The following is a 20,227-nucleotide window of genomic DNA, read 5'->3' as shown; positions in this document are numbered from 1 at the left end:
TCAACCGGCCGGGGCGGTGTCGGATATCAGGAATTCACGAGCAGGGGGCATATGGCCAGGGAAACGCGCGGCGATTTCTATCCGGTACCGATCGTCGACCAGAACACGCGGCCGGGCGCGGTTACCCGGCTCATCGTCTTCATCATCGTCCTGACCGGGGCCGCGATCGTTTTCGGCATTTTCCGAGAGCGTCTTGGCGATCCCTTCCTGCTCGGCATGCTGGGCGTGCTTGCCATGATCGGCGTCGGCTTCCTGTTCGCCACGGCCATCGGCTTCATTCAGATCGCGCCGCGTTCGACCGGCGACGAACTGTCGAAGGCCTTCGTCGATTCGATGTCGCAGGGCCTGATCGTCACCGACACCAAGGGCCGCGTCGTCTACGCCAACCGGGCCTATGCCGAGATGACGGGGGCTGCGTCGGCAGCCGATCTGAAGACAGTCGAAGGCCTGCTTTCCGATGTTCCCGAAGCCTCGGTGACCATATACCGGCTGGCCTCGGGCCTGCGCGACGGCCAGGCCGGCGACGGCGAATTCCGGCTGGCGCAGTCGATCCGGCCGGGCGCCGAACTAGGCGCACGCTGGTACCGGGCGCGGGCCCGCACCTTCAGCGTTCCCGGCCAGCGTCTGCCCATGCTCGCCTGGCAGCTTGCCGATATTTCCCAGGAACGGGCCGAGCAGGAACGTTTCTTCCTCGACCTGCAAAAGGCCATCGACCATCTCGACCACGCCCCGGCCGGCTTCTTCTCGGCCGACCAGGAGGGCCGCGTCACCTACATCAACGCCACGCTCGCCGAATGGCTGGGCATCGATCTCGCGAGCTTCACGCCTGGCGCGGTGACGCTGCCGGAAATCGTCGCCGGCGACGGCATGGCGCTGGTGCGCTCGGTCAAGGCCGATCCCGGCACCACCCGCAACGCGGTCATCGATCTCGATCTGACCACGACGACCGGCGAAGCGCTGCCGGTGCGCTTCATGCACCGGGTTTCGGCCAGCCGCGAGGGGACCAACGGCCCGACCCGTACAATCGTGCTCAACCGCACTCAGGGCGAGGATGCATCCGCCGACCTTCGGGCGTCGGAAGTGCGCTTCACCCGCTTCTTCAACTCGACGCCGATGGCGATTGCCGGCGTCGACGCCAGCGGCCGCATCCTGCGCACCAACGCGCCGTTCCTGTCGCTGTTTTCCTCAGTCGTCGACCGCGATGCCGTCGACCGCCGCGTGCGGCTGGATACGGTCATCCACGAGCGCGACCGCCCGGCATTCGCCGCCGCCTTCGAGAAAGCGCGGCTGAGGCAGGCCGACATCGAGCCGATCGACACGCTGCTGCCCGGCAATGAGGAACGCCACATCCGCTTCTACGTCAACGCGGTCGCCGACGGCACCGGCGGCGAAGGGGCGGAGGAATCTGCCATCGTCTATGCCGTCGACACCACCGAGCAGAAAGCGCTCGAGGGCCAGATGGCGCAAAGCCAGAAGATGCAGGCGGTCGGCCAGCTCGCCGGCGGCATCGCCCACGACTTCAACAATGTGCTGACCGCCATCATCATGGCGTCGGACCTTTTGTTGACCAACCACCGCCCGTCGGACCCGTCCTTCCCCGACATCATGAACATCAAGCAGAACGCCAACCGGGCTGCCTCGCTGGTGCGGCAGCTGCTCGCCTTCTCGCGCAAGCAGACGCTGCGGCCGGAGGTGCTGAACCTGACCGATGTGCTTGCCGATCTCAGGATGTTGCTTGCCCGCCTGGTCGGCAACGACATCAAGCTGAAGGTCGATCACGGCCGCGACCTGTGGCCGGTCAAGGTCGACATCGGCCAGTTCGAGCAGGTGGTGGTCAATCTCGCTGTCAATGCCCGCGACGCCATGCCGGCCGGCGGCGAGCTCACCGTGCGCACCCGGAATGTGACGGCCGAGGAATGCAAGAGCTTTTCCTACCGCGAGCTCACCCCGGCCGACTATGTCCTGGTCGAGGTCGAGGACACCGGCTCCGGCATTGCGCCGGACGTGCTGAAGAAGATCTTCGAACCCTTCTTCACCACCAAGGAGGTCGGCAAGGGCACCGGCCTGGGGCTCTCGATGGTCTACGGCATCATCAAGCAGACCGGCGGCTTCATCTACTGCGATTCCGAAGTCGGCAAGGGCTCGACCTTCCGCATCTTCCTGCCGCGCCACATCGTCGAGGCGAAAAAGCCCGGCGACGTAAGCGAAGCGCCGGCGGCACCGGTGAAAGCCGCCGACACCGCGAAGGACCTGTCGGGGTCGGCCACCGTGCTCCTGGTCGAGGATGAGGACGCTGTCCGCATGGGCGGCTCGCGGGCGCTGACCTCGCGCGGCTACACCGTGCACGAGGCGTCCTCAGGCGTCGAGGCGCTGGAAGTCTTCGAAGCGCTCGGCGGCAAGGTCGATATCGTCGTGTCCGACGTGGTGATGCCGGAAATGGACGGCCCGACGCTGCTTGGCGAATTGCGCAAGCGCCAGCCCGACATCAAGTTTGTCTTCGTGTCCGGCTATGCCGAAGATGCCTTCGCCCGAAACCTGCCGCCCGACGCGCAATTCGGCTTCCTGCCGAAGCCGTTCTCGCTCAAACAACTGGCCACTGTCGTCAAGGACGTGCTTGAATCTTAGGGCTGCCTAATTCACCGCTTGCGCAATGACGTGACGCTGCCATGATTGCAGGCGAAACGGGCGGCGGGTTTTGGGGAGCGTGTCGTGACGCCGCACAACGAGGCAGCCAAGGGTGATTATGCCGCAACCGTGCTGTTGCCGGGCGATCCGCAGCGCGCCGAGTGGATGGCAAAGACGTTTCTTGAGGCACCGCGTTGCGTCAACCGCCGCAGGGGCGCGCTGGGCTTTACCGGCCTCTATCGCGGCCGGCCCATCAGCATACAGGCCACCGGCATCGGTGTGCCGTCCTTCCTGATCTATGTGCATGAGCTCCTGGATTTCCACGGCGTCAAAACGCTGATCCGCACCGGCACCTGCGGTGGCCTGAGCGCCGGCGTGCCGCTGCGCTCCCTGGTGATTTCACAATCGGTGCGCGCCGAAAGCGAGCGAAGCGGCCAGGTCTTCGGCCTCTACGATGCCGCCGCCGGACCAGATCCGAGCCTGTTTGCGCACGCGCTGGCCCGCGCCGCTCAACTCGGCATCGACCATCGGGCAGGGCTGACCATCTGCAGCGATATATTCTATCACCCGGAAGGGCGCGCTCGATTCGCTGAAGCACAGGCGCTGGGCGCGCTCGCCGTCGACATGGAAACCAGCGCGCTCTACCGCATCGCGGCGCATTTCGGCGCCCGTGCGCTGTCGCTGCTGACCGTCGTCGACAACATCGTGACCGAGGAGCAGACGGCCTATTCCGAGCGCCAGGCGCTGTTCACCGACATGGCGCGGCTCGGGCTCGACGTGGCGGCAGAAGGCTAGCTTCTCATGCCGCTTCGCGCTTCGGCGCCAGTTCATCCATGTCAGGCCGAGGCGCACGACATCAAGAATCTGTTCGCATCGGACGGCAGCCAGTTCCACCACCGGGGCGGCGGAAAACCCGACGCTGACGATCGTGTCGCTGGCGATCCGCCAGGCCGAATACATCGCATCGCAAAATGTCGGCCAAGGCGATCTGAGTCATCCTCCCGGACCGCTACGCGGAACGCGCATGGGCGCGTTCCGCACTTTTTCTCCCGAGATTGGCTAGGCGCCGACCGGCTGTCCGTCCTTGCGGCGAATGGCGACGACGGAAGGCCGTGGCAACTGGCCGTCTTTGAAGTCGGGCCACAGCGTCTGTACCTTGTCGAGCGTCTCGGCATCTTCCGCGGGGTGCTGCACCGACAGGAAGAGCGTCGTTCCGTCTGGCGTGAAGCACGGCCCGGTCGCCTCCGCGCCGTGCGGGCAAGTGAACAGCAGTTTCGGCAGGCCGCGCGCCGCCCCCTCCGTGTCGACGCCATAGACGCCGTCCGGCAGGTCGAAATCATTGGCCCCGTCGGTCGCCACCCACAGCCGGCCGGCCGGATCGAAGGTGATGTTGTCGGGGCAGACGAACCAGCCATTGTCTGACGTATCCGGATGGAAGGTGGCGCCGATCTTTGCATCCTTTGGATTGCCGCAGAGCACGAACAGGTCCCAGGCATATTTTTCCGCCGTATGGTCGGCATCCGCGCCACGGCCGCCAGGCGGGATCAGTTCGACAATGTGGCCCCACAGGTTCTCCGGACGGGTGTTGGCCGGATTGACCTTCGACTGATCGCGCTTCTTGTTCTTGGTCATCACCGCATAGACGCGGCCGGTCACCGGATTGGTCTCGATATCCTCGGGCCGGTCCATCGGGGTGGCGCCCAGCGCGTCGGCGGCGAAGCGCGTCTTCAGCAGCACCTCGGCCTGGTCGGCAAAACCGTTCTCGGCGGTGAGCTTGCCTTGGCCATGCACCAGCGGCAGCCATGTCATCGAGCCGTCGGCATCGAAGCGGGCGACCGACAGCACGCCGTCATCGAGCAGATCGGTGCCTGAGGCCGGGTTGGCCTTGTCGTAGGCTTTGGCCGAGACGAAGCGGTACATGTATTCGAAATAGTCGTCGTCACCCATGTAGACGACGACGCGGCCGTCCTTGTTGAGGACGACGGTCGAAGCCTCGTGCGACATGCGGCCAAGCGCGGTGCGCTTCACCGGCTTGGACTGCGGGTCGTAGGGATCGATCTCGACCACCCAGTCGAAGCGGTTGGCCTCGTTCGGCTCTTTGTCGAGGTTGAAGCGGTCATGGAAGCGGCCGCGGCCATAGATGTCGGATCCGTCAAAGCCATAACGGTCGAGAAGGTCGGCGGTCGGCGCGTTCTTCGGGTCGCCGCCGAAAATGTCGGACACGCCTTCCTCGCAGGTCAGCACCGTGCCCCAGGGGGTGAAGCCGCCGCTGCAGTTATAGCTGGTGCCGAGCACCTTGGTGCCGGTGGCGTCGGCCGAGGTCTTCATCAGCGCATGGCCTGCGGCCGGTCCGGAAACGGTCATTTCGGTGTTGGCGGTGATGCGGCGGTTGAGCGGGCTGTCGGCCACGGTTTCCCATTTGCCGTCCTTCAGTTGCACTTCGACGATCGAGTGGCCCATGGCGGCCATGCCGAGATCGACCTGTTCCCTGCTCATCGATTTGCCGGCGTCGTCCTCGGTCATCCCTGAAAACATCACATTGGGCGAGATGTACTCATTGTTGACGCAGAGCAGGCCATGGTCGGAATTCACCGTGCCCTTGGGCAGCGGCATGAAGGCGATGTAGTCGCAATTGTAACCGAAACGCTTTTCCTGCTCGTCGGCGGCAACCTTGTTGCCGTCGAACTCTGCCAGGCCGGCGGCAAGCGGATCGCCCCAGCGCGCGACGATGGTGGTTTCATAGCCTTCGGCGGCGGCATGGGTCTTGTCGTAGACCCGCTTCAGTTCGGGAAAGCCGAGTGTCGACTGCGCTGCCGCGGCATGCGTTTCGCCGGCAAACAGTGAGCCGACGAAGCTGCCGCCGGCAAGCAGCGCGCCGGAGGCGAGGCTGCCTTTCAAAACAGACCGGCGCGAGACGCGCTCGGCAATGATTTCGCGGATGACGGGGGAGGATGAAGACGGTGCGTTGGCCATGGTGTCTGCCTCTCAGGGTGGATGTTACGGCGCACCGCTGCCCTAGTCTGCTTCGGCAACATCCGCATGACATGAGAGCAAAGGGTTTTGGAGCAGCCGACGGCGACAGCGGTCGGCCTGCTCAGCCCTTGGTGCAGGTCGAGGCGGTGAAGGCGCCGTCGGGCTGCTTCAGGATGATGTCGAATGACGGGGTGGTCTCGCCGTCCAGCGTGGCTTGCGTCATCGAGACGGAGTTGCCGCCGCTGGTGTAGCCGCCCAGCGGGCCGAGCCAGGTGATCTCGCCATTGGCATTCATCTGATAGTTGTAGCCCTGCGACGCGGTGCCGAACGTCACCGGGCCGCTATAGACATTGCCCTTGATGGTGATGTCGCCGAGGTTGAGGAAGGCGCCGAGCAGGTAGACTTCGCAGCGATAGGTGCCGTCCGGCAGCTTGCCATCGCTGAAATCGGCGCGCGCGCCGCCGCTGGTTGCCATCAGCAGCAGGAAGCCGGAAATGCAGGAGATGCGGGATGTCATCGGGTCACTCGTTTGCGAGATGAGCTTGCCCCATTTTTGCGCCGTGCCGCAATATTGTTCGTCCGCATGCCATTGGCGGAGTTCAAAATCTAGGCAGTTGTCATACTTGGGCAAAAATTGGGCAAAAGCCTTGTGCGCTGCGCAAATTTCCCTCAGTCAATCTTTAACCGGCTGCCTTTGTTTTCTTTAGGCTAATATAATAGGAGCCTGATAACGTTGCGCTATTCCCCTTTTTCCGAGCGGGCCTTTGCGTTTGGCACGGCTGTTGCATTGCAGTGTAGCGGTGCAATCAACCAGCTGGGGAGTCTTCGGTATGAGGGGTAATTTCGCGACAATAACAAAAATGTTTTCGGCCGGCGTGGTCGCTGCCGGCCTGTCGATGTCGTCTCCGGCCAAGGCCGCCGAAGACACGATCAAGGTCGGCATTCTGCATTCGCTGTCGGGGACCATGGCGATTTCGGAGACGACGCTGAAAGACGCCATGCTGATGCTCATCGAGGAGCAGAACGCCAAGGGTGGCCTGCTCGGCAAGAAGCTGGAAGCGGTCGTTGTCGATCCGGCGTCCAACTGGCCGCTCTTCGCCGAAAAGGCGCGCGAGCTGATCTCGAAGGACAAGGTCGCGGCCGTGTTCGGCTGCTGGACCTCGGTGTCGCGCAAATCGGTGCTGCCGGTGTTCTCGGAACTCGACAACATCCTGTTCTATCCCGTCCAGTATGAGGGCGAGGAAAGCGAGCGCAACGTGTTCTACACCGGCGCCGCACCGAACCAGCAGGCGATCCCCGCTGTCGATTACCTGATGAGCGAGGACGGCGGCTCGGTGAAGCGCTGGGTGCTGGAAGGCACTGACTATGTCTATCCCCGCACCACCAACAAGATCCTCGAGGCCTATCTGAAGGCCAAGGGCGTCGCCGCTGAAGACATCATGGTCAACTACACGCCGTTCGGCTTTTCCGACTGGCAGACCGAAGTCTCGGCGATCAAGAAGTTCGGCTCCGCCGGCAAGAAGACCGCCGTTGTCTCGACGGTCAATGGCGACGCCAACGTTCCCTTCTACAAGGAGCTCGGCAACCAGGGCATCAAGGCCGAGGACATCCCGGTCATGGCCTTCTCGGTCGGCGAGGAAGAACTGGCCGGTCTCGACACCGCGCCGCTGGTCGGCCATCTCGCCGCCTGGAACTACTTTGAGAGCGTCGATACGCCCGAAAACAAGAAGTTCATCGCCGACTGGCACAAGTTCATCAAGAATGACAAGCGCACCACCAACGACCCGATGGAAGCCCACTATATCGGCTTCAACATGTGGGTGAAGGCGGTTGAGAAGGCCGGCACCACCGATCCGGACAAGGTCATCGACGCCATGGTCGGCGTGTCCGTGCCGAACCTCACCGGCGGTTATTCGACGATGATGCCGAACCACCACATCACCAAGCCGGTGCTGATCGGCGAGATCCAGGCCGACGGCCAGTTCGAGACCGTGTCGCAGACGCCCGGCCTCGTGATGGGCGACGAATGGTCCGACTATCTGCCTGATTCCAAGGACCTGATCTCGGATTGGCGCGCGCCTCTGTCCTGCGGCAACTTCAACGTCGCCACCGGCAGGTGCGGCGGCAAGGGCACCAACTGATCCCTCCCGGGACTGGCCGGTTCCAAGGCCAGAGACCGCAAGGCGTCCGGGCGCTTCAGCCCGCCCGGACGCCGAATTCCACCTCCTGGAAGTATCTGAACGGATGATCCTGCTGCGCACTCTCGGCCTCATGCTGGTGTTCCTGATGGCAAGCCTGTTGCCCTCGAACGCAGCCGAATCCGATCTGCGCGCCATCATCGCCAAATTCGCCACCGGCACCGGCTTCTCCGCCACCGAAGCCGTGGTGCGTGAGCTCGCCGCCACCGGCGATCCACTGGTTGAACGGCCGCTTGCCGCCCTTGCCGAAGGCAATCTCTATATCCGCAAAGCCGATTCAGCCGTCTTCGCCGGCAACGAGGCCGCCGACAGCGTTGCGCTACTCGATCCGTTGAGCGGCGAGAAAGCAGGCGACGCGGCCAAGGCCGACCTCACCAAGATCAAGGTCAACAACACGCTGCGCCGCGTCATCCGCGATGCGCTTGGCACGCTGACGCTGCGCGCCAAGGATCCGGCGGTGCGCATTGCCGCCGCCGACACTATGTTCAAGACGCCCGATGCCGCCAACATCGAGCCGCTCGACGCGGCCATCGCCGCCGAGACCGACGCCAAGGTCAAAGCGCTGTTCGAACAGGCGCGCGCCGCATCGGTGCTGGTCTCCGACAAGCCCGAGGCCGACAAGCTTGCGGCCATCGCGCTCATCGGCGCGCGCGGCGATCGCGATGCGCTGTCGCTGCTCACGTCGGTGGAAGCCAATGCGCAAGGCGCGGTCAAGGATGCGGCAACAGCAGCAATCGCCAGCATCAATTCGAGCTTGGCGCTGTGGGATGCCGGCCAGAACATCTGGTACGGCATTTCGCTCGGCTCGGTGCTGCTGCTTGCGGCCATCGGCCTTGCCATCACGTTCGGCGTCATGGGCGTCATCAACATGGCGCATGGCGAGATGGTCATGCTCGGCGCCTACACCACCTTCGTCGTCCAGCAGGTGATCCGCACCTCATTTCCAGGCCTGTTCGACTGGTCGCTGGTCATTGCGCTGCCGCTCGCCTTTCTGGTTGCCGCTTCTGTCGGCCTCATCATCGAGCGCGGCGTCATCCGCTTTCTCTACGGCCGGCCGCTGGAAACGCTGCTCGCGACATGGGGCGTCTCGCTGGTCCTGCAGCAGGCGGTGCGCTCGATCTTCGGGCCGACCAACCAGGAGGTCGGCAATCCCTCCTGGATGTCGGGCTCGTTCGATGTCGGCCAGTTGGCCATCACCTGGAACCGGCTCTGGATCCTGGTCTTCGCGCTTACCGTCTTCGGCGTTCTGCTCTATGTCATGAAGCGCACGCCCTGGGGCCTGCAGATGCGCGCCGTCACCGCCAACCGCCGCATGGCCGCCTCGATGGGCATCCGGACGCCCTGGGTCGACGCGCTGACCTTTGCGCTGGGGTCCGGTATTGCCGGCATCGCCGGCGTCGCGCTCAGCCAGATCGACAATGTCTCGCCCAATCTCGGCCGCGGCTACATCATCGACAGTTTCATGGTCGTGGTCTTCGGCGGCGTCGGCAATCTCTGGGGCACACTGGTCGGCGCCTTTTCGCTCGGCATCGTCAACAAGGTCTTGGAACCCTTTGCCGGCGCGGTGCTCGGCAAGATCGTCGTGCTCGTCCTGATCATCCTGTTCATCCAGAAGCGTCCGCGCGGCCTGTTCGCGCTCAAGGGCAGGGCGGTGGAAGCATGATCACCGGACGCTTCTTCGCCGCGGGTACGGACCGCCGCATCGCCATCACCATTTTCATCCTGCTGGCTGCCGCCATCATCGTGCCGCTGCTCAACCTCGCTGTGTCGCCGACCAGCGCGTTCTATATTCCGCCTTACATCGTCGCGCTCACCGGCAAATATCTCTGCTACGCGCTGCTCGCCTTGGCGCTCGACCTGGTCTGGGGCTATTGCGGCATCCTTTCGCTCGGCCACGGCGCCTTCTTCGCGCTCGGCGGCTATGCGATGGGCATGTACCTGATGCGCCAGATCGGCTCGCGCGGCGTCTACGGCAATCCGATCCTGCCCGACTTCATGGTGTTCCTGAACTACAAGGAACTGCCCTGGTTCTGGACCGGTTTCGACCATTTCTGGTTCGCCGCCATCATGGTGCTGGCGGTGCCCGGCCTGCTTGCCTTCGTCTTCGGCTGGTTCGCCTTCCGCAGCCGCGTCACCGGCGTCTATCTCTCCATCATCACCCAGGCCATGACCTATGCGCTGCTGCTCGCTTTCTTCCGCAACGACATGGGTTTCGGCGGCAACAACGGCCTGACCGATTTCAAGGATATTCTGGGCTTCAACGTCCAGGCCGATGCCACCCGCTCGGCGCTGTTTGCCGCCAGCGCGGTGATGCTGGCGCTCGCCGTCTTCATCACCTGGGCCATCGTCGGCTCCAAATACGGCAAGCTGCTGATGGCGGTGCGCGATGCCGAAAGCCGCACGCGCTTCCTTGGCTGGCGGGCGGAGAACGTCAAACTGTTCGCCTTCACTGTCTCGGCCGTCATGGCCGGCATTGCCGGCGCGCTTTACGTGCCGCAGGTCGGCATCATCAATCCCGGCGAATTCGAGCCGTCCAACTCGATCGAGGTGGTGATCTGGGCAGCCGTCGGCGGGCGCGGCACCATTGTCGGCCCGATCGTCGGCGCGCTGCTCGTCAATGCCGGCAAATCCTGGTTCACCGGCGTCCTGCCCGAATTCTGGCTGTTTGCGCTGGGCGGCCTGTTCGTCGCCGTCACCCTGTTCCTGCCCAAGGGCATCGTCGGCATGTGGGATTCTTGGCGCGGTAACGCTCGGGCGATGCGCGCGGCATCGCTGGCTGAAGAGGCTGGCACGGATGCCGAAGTCGTGTCGCCGAAGATCGTGCGGGCAGCGGCGCGGACCGCCGGCGAGTGGTCGTCTTCCGCTGCCGAACCGCAGCCGGCGGAGTAGAGCGATGTCGAAATCCAACACCATCCTCTATCTCGACGGCGTCTCGGTCTCCTTTGACGGTTTCCGCGCCATCAACAATCTCTCGCTTGTGCTCGACAAGGGCGAGATGCGCGCCATCATCGGTCCCAACGGCGCCGGCAAGACGACGATGATGGACATCGTCACCGGCAAGACGCGTCCCGACGAGGGCGAAGTGTTCTTCGACGGCCAGGTCGATCTCACCCGGCACGACGAGGCCGAGATCGCCATGATGGGCATAGGCCGCAAATTCCAGAAACCGACCGTCTTCGAAAGCCACAGCGTCGAAGACAATCTGATGCTGGCGCTGAAGGGACCGCGGTCGATCTTCCCGGCGCTGTTCCATCGCCGGTCGCCCGGCGAGGCGCGGCAGATCGACGACATCCTCGGCGTCATCCGGCTCGGCGACAAGCGTCACGATCTGGCGGCCAATCTCAGTCATGGTCAGAAGCAGTGGCTGGAGATCGGCATGCTCTTGGCGCAGGATCCGAAACTGCTTCTGGTCGATGAGCCGGTCGCCGGCATGACCGATGCCGAGACCGTGGAAACCGCGCGCCTGCTCAAGGACATTGCCCGCGATCATTCGGTGATCGTCGTCGAGCACGACATGCATTTCGTGCGCGAACTTGGCGTCAAGGTCACCTGCCTGCATGAGGGCTCGGTGCTGTCGGAAGGCTCGCTCGATTTTGTTTCGGCCGACGAGCGCGTCGTCGAAGTCTATCTGGGGAGATGAGCATGGTGTGGCGGGTGCAATTCCATCGCTTCGACCTGTCGTTCCTCCGCTTCTGGAGAAGGCGCTGACATGCTCGAAGTTTCCAATGCCACGCTCCACTACGGCGCCGCCCAGGCGCTGCGCGGCGTGTCGCTGAAGGCGGGAGCCGGCAAGATCACCTGCGTGCTCGGCCGCAACGGCGTCGGCAAGACCAGTTTGATGAGATCGATCGTCGGCCACCACCGGCTGACGAGCGGAAGCGTTGCCTTCGAGGGGAAGGCGCTCGACCGGAGCGCGGCGTATGATCGCGCCCGGTCGGGCATCGCATTCGTACCGCAGGGCAGGGAGATCTTTCCCCTGTTGACGGTACGCGAGAACCTGGAGTCCGGCTTTGCGCCCTTGAAGCGCGCCGACCGCAACGTGCCTGCGCATGTCTTCGAACTGTTCCCGGTGCTGAAGCAGATGCTGGGCCGCCGCGGCGGCGATCTCTCCGGTGGCCAGCAGCAGCAGCTCGCCATCGGCCGGGCGCTGGTGATGCGGCCGAAACTGCTGGTGCTGGATGAACCGACCGAAGGCATCCAGCCGTCGATCATCAAGGATATCGGCCGCGCCATCCGCTATTTGCGGGATCAGGCCGGCATCGCCGTGCTTCTGGTCGAGCAATATCTCGATTTCTGCCGCGAGCTCGCCGACGAGGTCAACATCATGGACCGCGGCCAGATCGTCCACACCGGTCCGGCGCAGGATCTCGACCGCGCGGATGTCAGGAAGTTTCTGACGGTGTAGCGCGTCGGGTCAACGGGTCTGACGTCTTGGCGATGCCTCTATCGACACCCCGACCGATTCCCCCGATCTGCCTTTCTGCAATTTTTTTGAAGAACGATGTAGCCTCCCGGCACGCTCGTCCGTCTTTACCATGTGACGCCGAATCCCGGCGGCGCGTGCAAGGAGAAGGACACAATGAGCCCCACGATTACCGCCTTCGAACAATCGCCTGATGGCGGCAAGGGACTGGCACGCGATACGCGCGTTCGCTGGGCGCTGGAAGAGGTGGGTCAATCTTACGACGTTCGCCTCGTCTCCTTCCAGGCCATGAAGCAACCCGCGCATCTGGCGCTGCATCCCTTCGGCCAGATCCCGACCTATGAGGAAGGCGAACTTACCGTGTTCGAAACAGGGGCGATCGTCTTTCACATCGCGGAGCGGCATGCGGGTCTGTTGCCGCCGGCGCCCGAAGCCCGGGCGCGGGCGATCAGCTGGATGTTCGCCGCGCTCAACACGGTGGAACCGCCAATCCTCGATCTGACCATCGCCAGGATACACGAGCGCGACCAAACGTGGGCTCAGGAACGCCTGCCGCTGGTCATGGACCGTATCCGCGTCCGCCTGGGTCAATTGTCCGCTCGCCTGGGAGATGCCGACTGGCTCGACGGCGCGTTCAGCGCCGGCGACCTGTTGATGGTGTCGGTTCTGCTGCGCTTGCGCATGTCAGGCCTGTTGAACGAATACCCGAACCTGGCTGCTTATGTTGCCCGTGGCGAGGCACGACCGGCCTACCAGCGGGCTTTCGCCGCGCAATTGGCGGTCAATGCCGCGGCAAGCTGAAGGCTCGCTCGAGCCCCCAAGCAATGGCTTTCATTTCACGCCAACGACCATCTTATTCCGGTGTACGAAGAAAGGCCGCGCGTCGGTCTTTCTCTGCTGAAGCCGCGCAGAACACTGGCACCCACAATACTGCATGCTAGTCTTTATCAGGCCTCGGTGAGTCGGCCGCTTCCGTATCAGTCTGGTTCTGTAAATCGAGGGAATGCGCTGGCTCAGCCTGCAAGTTCCACGCAAGCAAGCCGCCCTAGCTTTCCCTCGCAGTTCTGATTGTCGGTCAATGCGTCCAGATAATCTTGCCAGGAGAATAGGGCTATGGAGCGGTTCGTCGAGGACCACCAGAAACGACGGCTGACGGAGCGCGTCGACATCATCACCGCCATCAACATTCTGCGCTCGCAAGGCTACCAGCAGGATGAGCTGATCGGCGAAATCACCAAGGTTTTCTACGTCGATCTCGATACCTATAACGAGATCGTCCTGGCGGCCTAACCGGCGCGCCGGAAGGCCAGCACGCGATTGCGGCCGCCGCGCTTGGCGCCGTAGAGCGCCTTGTCGGCGGCGCTGAGCACCTTGTCGAATTTGGTGCCGCCCTCGCTGCCGAAGGCATAGCCGGCGCTGACCGTGCAGGCCAGCAGGCGGGTCTCGGTGTCGATCCGACGCGACGCAAAACTGGCCCGGATGCGCTCGGCTATGAATTCCACTTTCTCAGGCAAGGTGCGATCGAGGACCAGCGCAAATTCCTCTCCGCCCATGCGCGCGGCGACGTCGCCCGGCTGGAGATTGGCGGTCAAATCCTTGGCAAACAGTTTCAGCACCTCGTCGCCGGTGGCGTGGCCGAACTCGTCGTTGATGGCCTTGAATCCGTCGAGATCGAACACGATCACGGCGGTGAAGACGCCCACCAGCGTCTTGCCATGCAGGTCGAACAGAGCGCGTCGGTTGAGCAGGCCGGTCAGCGGATCGGTCAGCGCTTCGCGGCGGTGATGCTGCGCCAGGCGTCCCTGGTTGAGCGCCAGCGACAGCGCGCCGATGCCGGTCATGCAGGCGATGACGACGATCAGGCTGAGATCCTCGGCCCAGTTGCTTGGCGCATGGCCGAGCACCAGCCTGCCATCCCAGACGAGCACCCCGGAGCACAGCACGAAGGATATGGCAGTGGCTGTGTAAAGCCCGGCAATGCCGATGATCGGCGCCGGGAATTCGGTGCGCCCCTTCCAGTATTCATAGGCTGTCGCAAACAGGAGCAGCGCGGCAAAGGCATTTTCCAGCATGAAGCCCAGCCCGTCATAGCCAAGCGCCATCGGCGGCAAGGCGATCGCCAGCGAGACGCCGGCGCCAATGGCGATGCGCGGCAGCGGCGAGCGGCCGGTCGTGAATTGGTGGGCGGCGCCCAGCATGGTTGAAAAGCCGAGCAGCAGGAAGGTGAAGGTGGCGAGGCCGAGCAGGCGTCCGGGTGTGTCGATATAGGCCTGGTAGGCAAAGACATCGGCGACGATCAGAAGCACGCTGACCGCCCATGTCAGCAGGAATTTTTCCGAGCGCGCGGTCAGCCAGATGCCGAACAAAGTCATGCCGAGGCAAGCGGCGGAAAAACCGACAGCCAGCAGAAGCGAATTGTAGTCGAGCGACATGCCCTCGTCCTTGCTCGCGGCTACCTGTCGCGACGACGGAGCCCAACCGGATTTATGCAGCAAGGTGGTATCGATAAGGTTACGATGGGGCGGAAGATATCGCGCATCGGTTGATTGGAGCAATTCTGGGTTGAAGCGCTGTTGCGCGTTCGGACGTTCGGAATCGCATTAACCCAAAGCGGGAGAGCGGTTCGCTATTTTCCGCGACGAGGGGCGAACCGTCCAGCCGATCAGCTTACCCGCTTCATCAGAGCCATGGCGCCGAACGGCGCGCGCACCTTGCCCTCGGTGATGAAGTAGGCGAACACGTCGCGCGGCTTCACCGGCGCGTCGAAAGCCGGGTCGGCCCGCCGCAGATCGGCCGGCTGCTTGCCTTCCGCCCAGGTTTTCACCCGCGCCGCCCATTCGTCCAGCCCTTTCGGCGTATAGCAGTCGGGATTGTCGTCCGAGCCCGACTGCAGCCGCGCATAGATGAAGTCGCCGGTGATGTCGGCGATATCAGGGTATTTGGCATGGTCGGCATAGACGATCGCCGCTTTGTATTTGCGAGCGAGTGAGGCGAATTCCGGCACGATGAAACTGTCGTTGCGCACCTCGAGCGCATGGCGCAGCGCCACCCCGTCCTGTTTTTCCGGCAGCAGTTTCAGGAAGGCCTCGAAATCGTCGGCATCGAATTTCTTCGTCGGCGCGAACTGCCACAGGATCGGCCCGAGCTTCTCGCCGAGCGCCGCGACGCCGGAGCCTAGGAAGCGCGTGATGGATTCGCCGGCTTCGCCGAGCACGCGCCGGTTGGTGACGAAGCGATTGCCCTTCAGCGAATAGACGAAACCGTCCGGCGCTTCGCTCGCCCATTTGATGAAGGTCGGTTCCTTGAAGCTGGAATAGTAGGTCCCGTTGACCTCGATGCTCGGCACCTGGCGGCTTGCATAGTGCAGCTGCTTGGCCTTCGACAGTTTGTCCGGATAGAAGGACGTATCCCAGGGTTCGAAAGTCCAGCCGCCCATGCCTGAGCGGATTGTCCCGGATTTGCTCATGGAATTGTCCTCCCTAATTCAGAAAAATCAGGCCGTTGTGTTCGCGTCGACAGGTTTTGCCATGTCGACCACCGTCCATCCCGGCCGGTAGGGATTGGCCCGGCGGCCGGTTTCGCGAAAGCCATAGGCGGGTATAGATCGCAATGTTCCGCTCCATGCGCGAATTGGTGTAGAGCCGAACCTCCGGAATGCCCCACGAGCGCGCCTGATCCTCGGCGAAGTCGAGCAGCGCGGTGCCGAGTTTCCTGCCCTGGAAGGCGGGGGAAACCGCGACGCTGAAGATCATCGCATGATCCGGGTGCCGCTCGATGACGATCAGTCCGGCGAGATCCGAGCCACGCTCCAAGAGCCAAACCTCGCCGCGTTCGACGCGTGGCGCATAATCTTCAGTGACCGGGATCGGCGGGGCGCCTAGCAGAGGTGTGTAATGCTCGTAGGCGGCCTGCGTCAGCGAGACGACTGCGTCGAGATCACCGGCAAGCGCCTGTCGGAATGTCATTCAAAACTCTCCAGGCGCTCGATCGGTCTGTCTGCTATTCCGCCGCTTCGCGCTTGCCCCCCGGGCGCCGCTCCAGCAACTCCTTGAGGAACTGCCCGGTATAGCTGCGCTTTTCGCGCACGATGGCTTCGGGCGTGCCCTGGGCGACCAGTTCGCCGCCGCCGTCGCCGCCTTCGGGGCCGAGATCGAGCACCCAGTCGGCGGTCTTGATCACTTCGAGATTGTGCTCGATGACCACCACCGTGTTGCCCTGGTCGACCAGTTCGTGCAGCACTTCCAAAAGCTTGGCGACATCGTGAAAATGCAGGCCGGTGGTCGGCTCGTCCAGGATGTAGAGCGTCTTGCCGGTCGCCTTGCGCGACAATTCCTTGGCGAGCTTGATGCGCTGCGCCTCGCCGCCGGACAGCGTCGTCGCCTGCTGGCCGATATGGATGTAGCCAAGGCCAACCTGTTTCAGCGTGTCGAGCTTGTCACGCACGCCGGGTACGGCGGCGAAGAAATCGACGCCTTCCTCGACCGTCATGTCCAAAACGTCGGCGATCGACTTGCCCTTGAACACGACGTCGAGCGTCTCGCGGTTATAGCGCTTGCCGTGGCAGACATCGCAGGTGACGTAGACGTCAGGCAAAAAGTGCATCTCGATCTTGATGACGCCGTCGCCTTGGCAGGCCTCGCAGCGGCCGCCCTTGACGTTGAACGAGAACCGGCCCGGCTGGTAGCCGCGCGCCTTGGCCTCTGGCAGGCCGGCGAACCAGTCGCGGATCGGCGTGAAGGCGCCGGTATAGGTGGCCGGATTGGAGCGCGGTGTGCGGCCGATGGGCGACTGGTCGATGTCGATGACCTTGTCGAGGAACTCGAGGCCCTCGATGCGGTCATGGTCGGCCGGATGTTCGCGCGAGCCCATGATGCGCCGCGACGCCGCCTTGAACAGCGTCTCGATCAGGAAGGTCGACTTGCCGCCGCCCGACACGCCGGTGACGGCGGTGAAGGTGCCGAGCGGAATTTCGGCGGTCACGTTCTTCAGATTGTTGCCGCGCGCGCCGACGATCTTCAGCCGGCGGTTCTTCTTCGCTTCGCGCCTGACACCTGGCGTGGCCACTTCAAGCGCGCCCGACAGATATTTGCCGGTGATCGAGTTGGGGTTGGCCATCACCTGCTGCGGCGTGCCCTGGGCGATGATCTCGCCGCCATGAATGCCGGCGGCCGGGCCCATGTCGACGACATAGTCTGCATGCAGGATAGCGTCCTCGTCGTGCTCAACGACGATCACCGTGTTGCCGATGTCGCGCAGGTGCTTCAGAGTGTCGAGCAGGCGCGCATTGTCGCGCTGGTGCAGGCCGATCGACGGCTCGTCCAGCACATAGAGGACGCCGGTGAGGCCTGAGCCGATCTGCGAGGCCAGGCGGATGCGCTGGCTCTCGCCGCCCGACAGAGTGCCCGAATTGCGCGACAGCGTCAGATAGTCCAAGCCGACATCGTTGAGGAAGCGCAGCCGGTCGCGGATTTCCTTGAGCACCCTGACAGCAATCTCGTTCTGCTTGTCGTTGAGCTGCGCCGGCAGGTCGGTGAACCATTTGTCGGCGCTGCGGATCGACTGCTCGGTGACCTCGCCAATGTGTTTTCCGGCAATCTTGACCGCCAGCGCTTCCGGCTTCAGCCGGTAGCCTTTGCAGGCGGGGCAGGGCGTCGCCGACATGAAGCGCTCGATCTCCTCGCGCATCCAGGCGGATTCGGTTTCCTTCCAGCGCCGCTCCAGATTGGGGATGACGCCTTCGAATGTCTTGGTCGTCTTGTAGGACCGCAACCCGTCATCATACTGGAAGGTGACCTCGCGCTCGCCGGTGCCACGCAGCACGGCTTCCTTTGCCTCTTCGGTCAGGTCTTTGAACTTGTCGCCAAGCTTGAAGCCGTATGCCTTGCCCAGCGCTTCAAGCGTCTGCGCGTAATAGGGCGATGTCGACTTCGCCCACGGGCTGACGGCGCCGTCGCGCAGCGAGACGTTCTCGTCGGGCACGATCAGGCTGGCGTCGATGGCGCGCTGGCTGCCGAGACCGTCGCAGGTCGGGCAGGCGCCGAACGGGTTGTTGAACGAGAACAGCCTGGGCTCGATCTCCGGAATGGTGAAGCCGGACACCGGGCAGGCGAATTTTTCGGAGAACAGGATGCGTTCATGCGTCTCGTTCTTCGACTTGTTGACGGAGTCCTCGCCGGTCTGGCTGGCGTCGAGAGGCCGGTCGGCGAATTCTGCCACTGCCAGGCCTTCGGCGAGCTTCAGCGCCGTTTCGATGGAATCGGCGAGCCGCGTCGCCAGGTCGCCGCGCACCACGATGCGGTCGACGACGACGTCGATGTCGTGCTTGTATTTCTTGTCCAGCGCCGGCACGTCGGCAATCTCGTAGAAGACACCGTCGACCTTGACGCGCTGAAAGCCCTTTTTCTGCAGCTCCAGCAGTTCCTTGCGGTACTCGCCCTTGCGGCCGCGCACGATCGGCGCCAGCAGGAACAGCCGCGTGCCTTCCTCGACCGCCAGCACCCGGTCGACCATCTGGCTGACCGTCTGGCTCTCGATCGGCAGGCCGGTGGCCGGCGAATAGGGGATGCCGACGCGCGCGAACAGCAAGCGCATATAGTCGTAGATCTCGGTAACGGTGCCGACCGTCGAGCGCGGGTTCTTCGACGTGGTCTTCTGCTCGATGGAGATGGCAGGCGACAGGCCGTCGATCTGGTCGACATCAGGCTTCTGCATCATTTCGAGGAACTGGCGCGCATAGGCCGACAGGCTCTCGACATAGCGACGCTGGCCCTCGGCATAGATGGTGTCGAAGGCGAGCGACGATTTGCCGGAGCCCGACAGGCCGGTCATGACGATCAGGCTGTCACGCGGCAGGTCGAGATCGACATTCTTCAGATTGTGTTCGCGTGCACCGCGAATGGAAAGGTATTTATGGTCGGCCATCGCCGGTCGCCGCCTCAAGTCTGGTATCAGTGGGATCGGCGGGGTTATCCCGGCCACCCCCTATGTAGGTATTTTTGCCGCCACGTCGAGAGACGTCACACTTCTCGACCAAAGTCGTTTAACCGTCTTTCTCCCACAGGGGCAAGCGGAAAGAACAAAGGCCGAACACGCTCCTGACAAAGCTGTGCAGAAACCTGACAAGGGTGTTTCAAAAACTGACCCTGACGTAAGCTCCCGGCGATCACATTTTTCGGTAACCGGCTATTCAACGGTTGACGTCACCGACTCAGGGGCGCAGTGTCCAGAAGTCAACGAAGCCGGCCGTCTTTCGATGGCCTCGCCGCCCACAGGCGCCTGCGAGACGCCGCAGGTTTTGCGATTTGCGCTTCGGACGACACAGTCGCAACGGACATAGGAGCGGAGCATGACGCCACCGGATAGTCCTTTGAGGCTCCACATCTCGTTGGAGCCGCGGCGGGCATAAGTGCCAGGGTTAAGCGTTTTCGCCACCCGACAAACCGTGACCTGCCGTATCACACCAAAATCAGAGACGGATAGTCGGATCGTCGGTTGAATGCCGCGAAGCATCCGAGACAAAAGTCGGTATAACCCTACCGGCAAGTTGGATCTGGAATCCAAAAAGAGCCCCGACCGTTTGCGGAAGCAACGGCGGGGCTATTTGTATGTGCGGGGTACCGGCGCGGCAGCCGACAAGGGTCACTCTGTCGCGGCACCCTACCGGTTGGAAGGCTTGTTCGCACCCACTCCGACATCGACAGTGATACTGCCGGAAATCCTGACGTCGGTATCGCCGATCTTGAATGTGCCGTTCTCGCCGGCGGGCAGCGCGTCGTCGGGCTCGGGCTGCGGCGCCGGCTTGGCGATGCGGTAGTCGCTGGTCACGCCGGGCAGGGCACTTTTCGGCGACTGGGACGTGCCGTCTCCGGCAACAGCCGCGCTCGCGGTCACGGCGGTGATCGCGATGGCTGTCATCAGTCTGTTCAGGCGGTAGCGCATCGTAGGACTATAGTGTCGCTCCCAATGCGAGGCCAGACCGGCGGCGTTGAAATTGACACGACGCTGGCGC

Annotated in this window: 15 protein-coding genes and 1 pseudogene; 9 read left to right on the top strand and 7 right to left on the bottom strand. The window is 63.4% G+C overall.

Annotated features, from left to right (window positions below):
• Positions 1–51: 51 nt before the first annotated feature.
• Together cckA and ACWGTI_RS10750 are read left to right on the top strand one after the other, a co-directional pair.
• Positions 52–2,625 (top strand): cell cycle histidine kinase CckA, encoded by a 2,574-nt coding sequence (gene cckA, locus ACWGTI_RS10755; RefSeq protein WP_454587088.1) that lies wholly within the window; start codon positions 52–54, stop codon positions 2,623–2,625.
• A gap of 84 nt (positions 2,626–2,709) precedes the next feature.
• Positions 2,710–3,420 carry a purine-nucleoside phosphorylase gene (locus ACWGTI_RS10750; RefSeq protein ID WP_454587087.1) on the top strand — a complete coding sequence of 237 codons (711 nt, stop codon included), beginning with the start codon at positions 2,710–2,712 and terminating at the stop codon, positions 3,418–3,420.
• Positions 3,421–3,684: 264 nt separating this feature from the next.
• On the opposite strand, the gene ACWGTI_RS10745 is transcribed toward ACWGTI_RS10750, so the two are convergent.
• Both ACWGTI_RS10745 and ACWGTI_RS10740 read right to left on the bottom strand, forming a co-directional pair.
• Complete coding sequence (locus ACWGTI_RS10745; RefSeq protein ID WP_454587086.1) at positions 3,685–5,598, bottom strand: PhoX family protein; 1,914 nt, start codon at positions 5,596–5,598, stop codon at positions 3,685–3,687.
• A 121-nt stretch (positions 5,599–5,719) separates the two neighbouring features.
• A complete protein-coding gene (locus tag ACWGTI_RS10740; protein ID WP_454587085.1) occupies positions 5,720–6,115 on the bottom strand; it encodes a hypothetical protein in 396 nt (131 codons plus the stop codon).
• Positions 6,116–6,428: 313 nt separating this feature from the next.
• Between ACWGTI_RS10740 and urtA the strand changes: the two genes are divergently transcribed.
• The 7 genes from urtA (at position 6,429) to ACWGTI_RS10705 (ending at position 13,509) form a co-directional block, all read left to right on the top strand.
• Complete coding sequence (urtA, locus tag ACWGTI_RS10735; RefSeq protein ID WP_112561521.1) at positions 6,429–7,739, top strand: urea ABC transporter substrate-binding protein; 1,311 nt, start codon at positions 6,429–6,431, stop codon at positions 7,737–7,739.
• Positions 7,740–7,842: 103 nt separating this feature from the next.
• The gene (gene urtB, locus ACWGTI_RS10730) at positions 7,843–9,459 is read left to right on the top strand and encodes an urea ABC transporter permease subunit UrtB (RefSeq protein WP_454587084.1); all 1,617 of its coding nucleotides are present in this window, start codon (positions 7,843–7,845) and stop codon (positions 9,457–9,459) included.
• Entirely contained in the window at positions 9,456–10,685 is a 1,230-nt protein-coding gene (gene urtC, locus ACWGTI_RS10725; RefSeq protein ID WP_454587083.1) for an urea ABC transporter permease subunit UrtC, read from the top strand. The genes urtB and urtC overlap by 4 nt, the downstream gene beginning before the upstream one ends.
• Positions 10,686–10,689: 4 nt before the next feature.
• The gene (gene urtD / locus ACWGTI_RS10720; protein ID WP_454587082.1) at positions 10,690–11,436 is read left to right on the top strand and encodes an urea ABC transporter ATP-binding protein UrtD; all 747 of its coding nucleotides are present in this window, start codon (positions 10,690–10,692) and stop codon (positions 11,434–11,436) included.
• 69 nt (positions 11,437–11,505) lie between these two features.
• Positions 11,506–12,201: an urea ABC transporter ATP-binding subunit UrtE gene (gene urtE, locus ACWGTI_RS10715; protein WP_142876834.1), complete on the top strand. Its 696-nt coding sequence runs from the start codon at positions 11,506–11,508 to the stop codon at positions 12,199–12,201.
• A 174-nt stretch (positions 12,202–12,375) separates the two neighbouring features.
• A complete protein-coding gene (locus tag ACWGTI_RS10710) occupies positions 12,376–13,020 on the top strand; it encodes a glutathione S-transferase family protein (protein ID WP_454587081.1) in 645 nt (214 codons plus the stop codon).
• Positions 13,021–13,332: 312 nt separating this feature from the next.
• Positions 13,333–13,509 carry a hypothetical protein gene (locus tag ACWGTI_RS10705; protein WP_112561526.1) on the top strand — a complete coding sequence of 59 codons (177 nt, stop codon included), beginning with the start codon at positions 13,333–13,335 and terminating at the stop codon, positions 13,507–13,509.
• Here the strand turns inward: ACWGTI_RS10705 and ACWGTI_RS10700 are convergent.
• The 5 genes and pseudogenes from ACWGTI_RS10700 to ACWGTI_RS10680 all read right to left on the bottom strand — a co-directional run bounded on the left by ACWGTI_RS10700 (position 13,506) and on the right by ACWGTI_RS10680 (position 20,133).
• Positions 13,506–14,651, bottom strand: a complete 1,146-nt coding sequence (locus ACWGTI_RS10700; RefSeq protein WP_454587080.1) for a GGDEF domain-containing protein — start codon at positions 14,649–14,651, stop codon at positions 13,506–13,508. The genes ACWGTI_RS10705 and ACWGTI_RS10700 overlap by 4 nt on opposite strands.
• 230 nt (positions 14,652–14,881) lie before the next feature.
• Complete coding sequence (locus tag ACWGTI_RS10695; protein WP_454587079.1) at positions 14,882–15,685, bottom strand: DUF72 domain-containing protein; 804 nt, start codon at positions 15,683–15,685, stop codon at positions 14,882–14,884.
• A 27-nt stretch (positions 15,686–15,712) separates the two neighbouring features.
• Positions 15,713–16,184: pseudogene (locus ACWGTI_RS10690) on the bottom strand (GNAT family N-acetyltransferase).
• Positions 16,185–16,218: 34 nt separating this feature from the next.
• Positions 16,219–19,140, bottom strand: coding sequence for an excinuclease ABC subunit UvrA (gene uvrA, locus ACWGTI_RS10685; protein WP_454587078.1), 2,922 nt, complete (start codon positions 19,138–19,140; stop codon positions 16,219–16,221).
• A 735-nt stretch (positions 19,141–19,875) separates the two neighbouring features.
• Complete coding sequence (locus ACWGTI_RS10680) at positions 19,876–20,133, bottom strand: hypothetical protein (RefSeq protein ID WP_454587077.1); 258 nt, start codon at positions 20,131–20,133, stop codon at positions 19,876–19,878.
• Positions 20,134–20,227 lie beyond the last annotated feature (94 nt).

Source organism: Mesorhizobium sp. ArgA1 (genome assembly GCF_053714375.1).
Note: the sequence above shows the minus strand (reverse complement) of the source record. Positions and strands in the feature narration are given on the sequence as shown.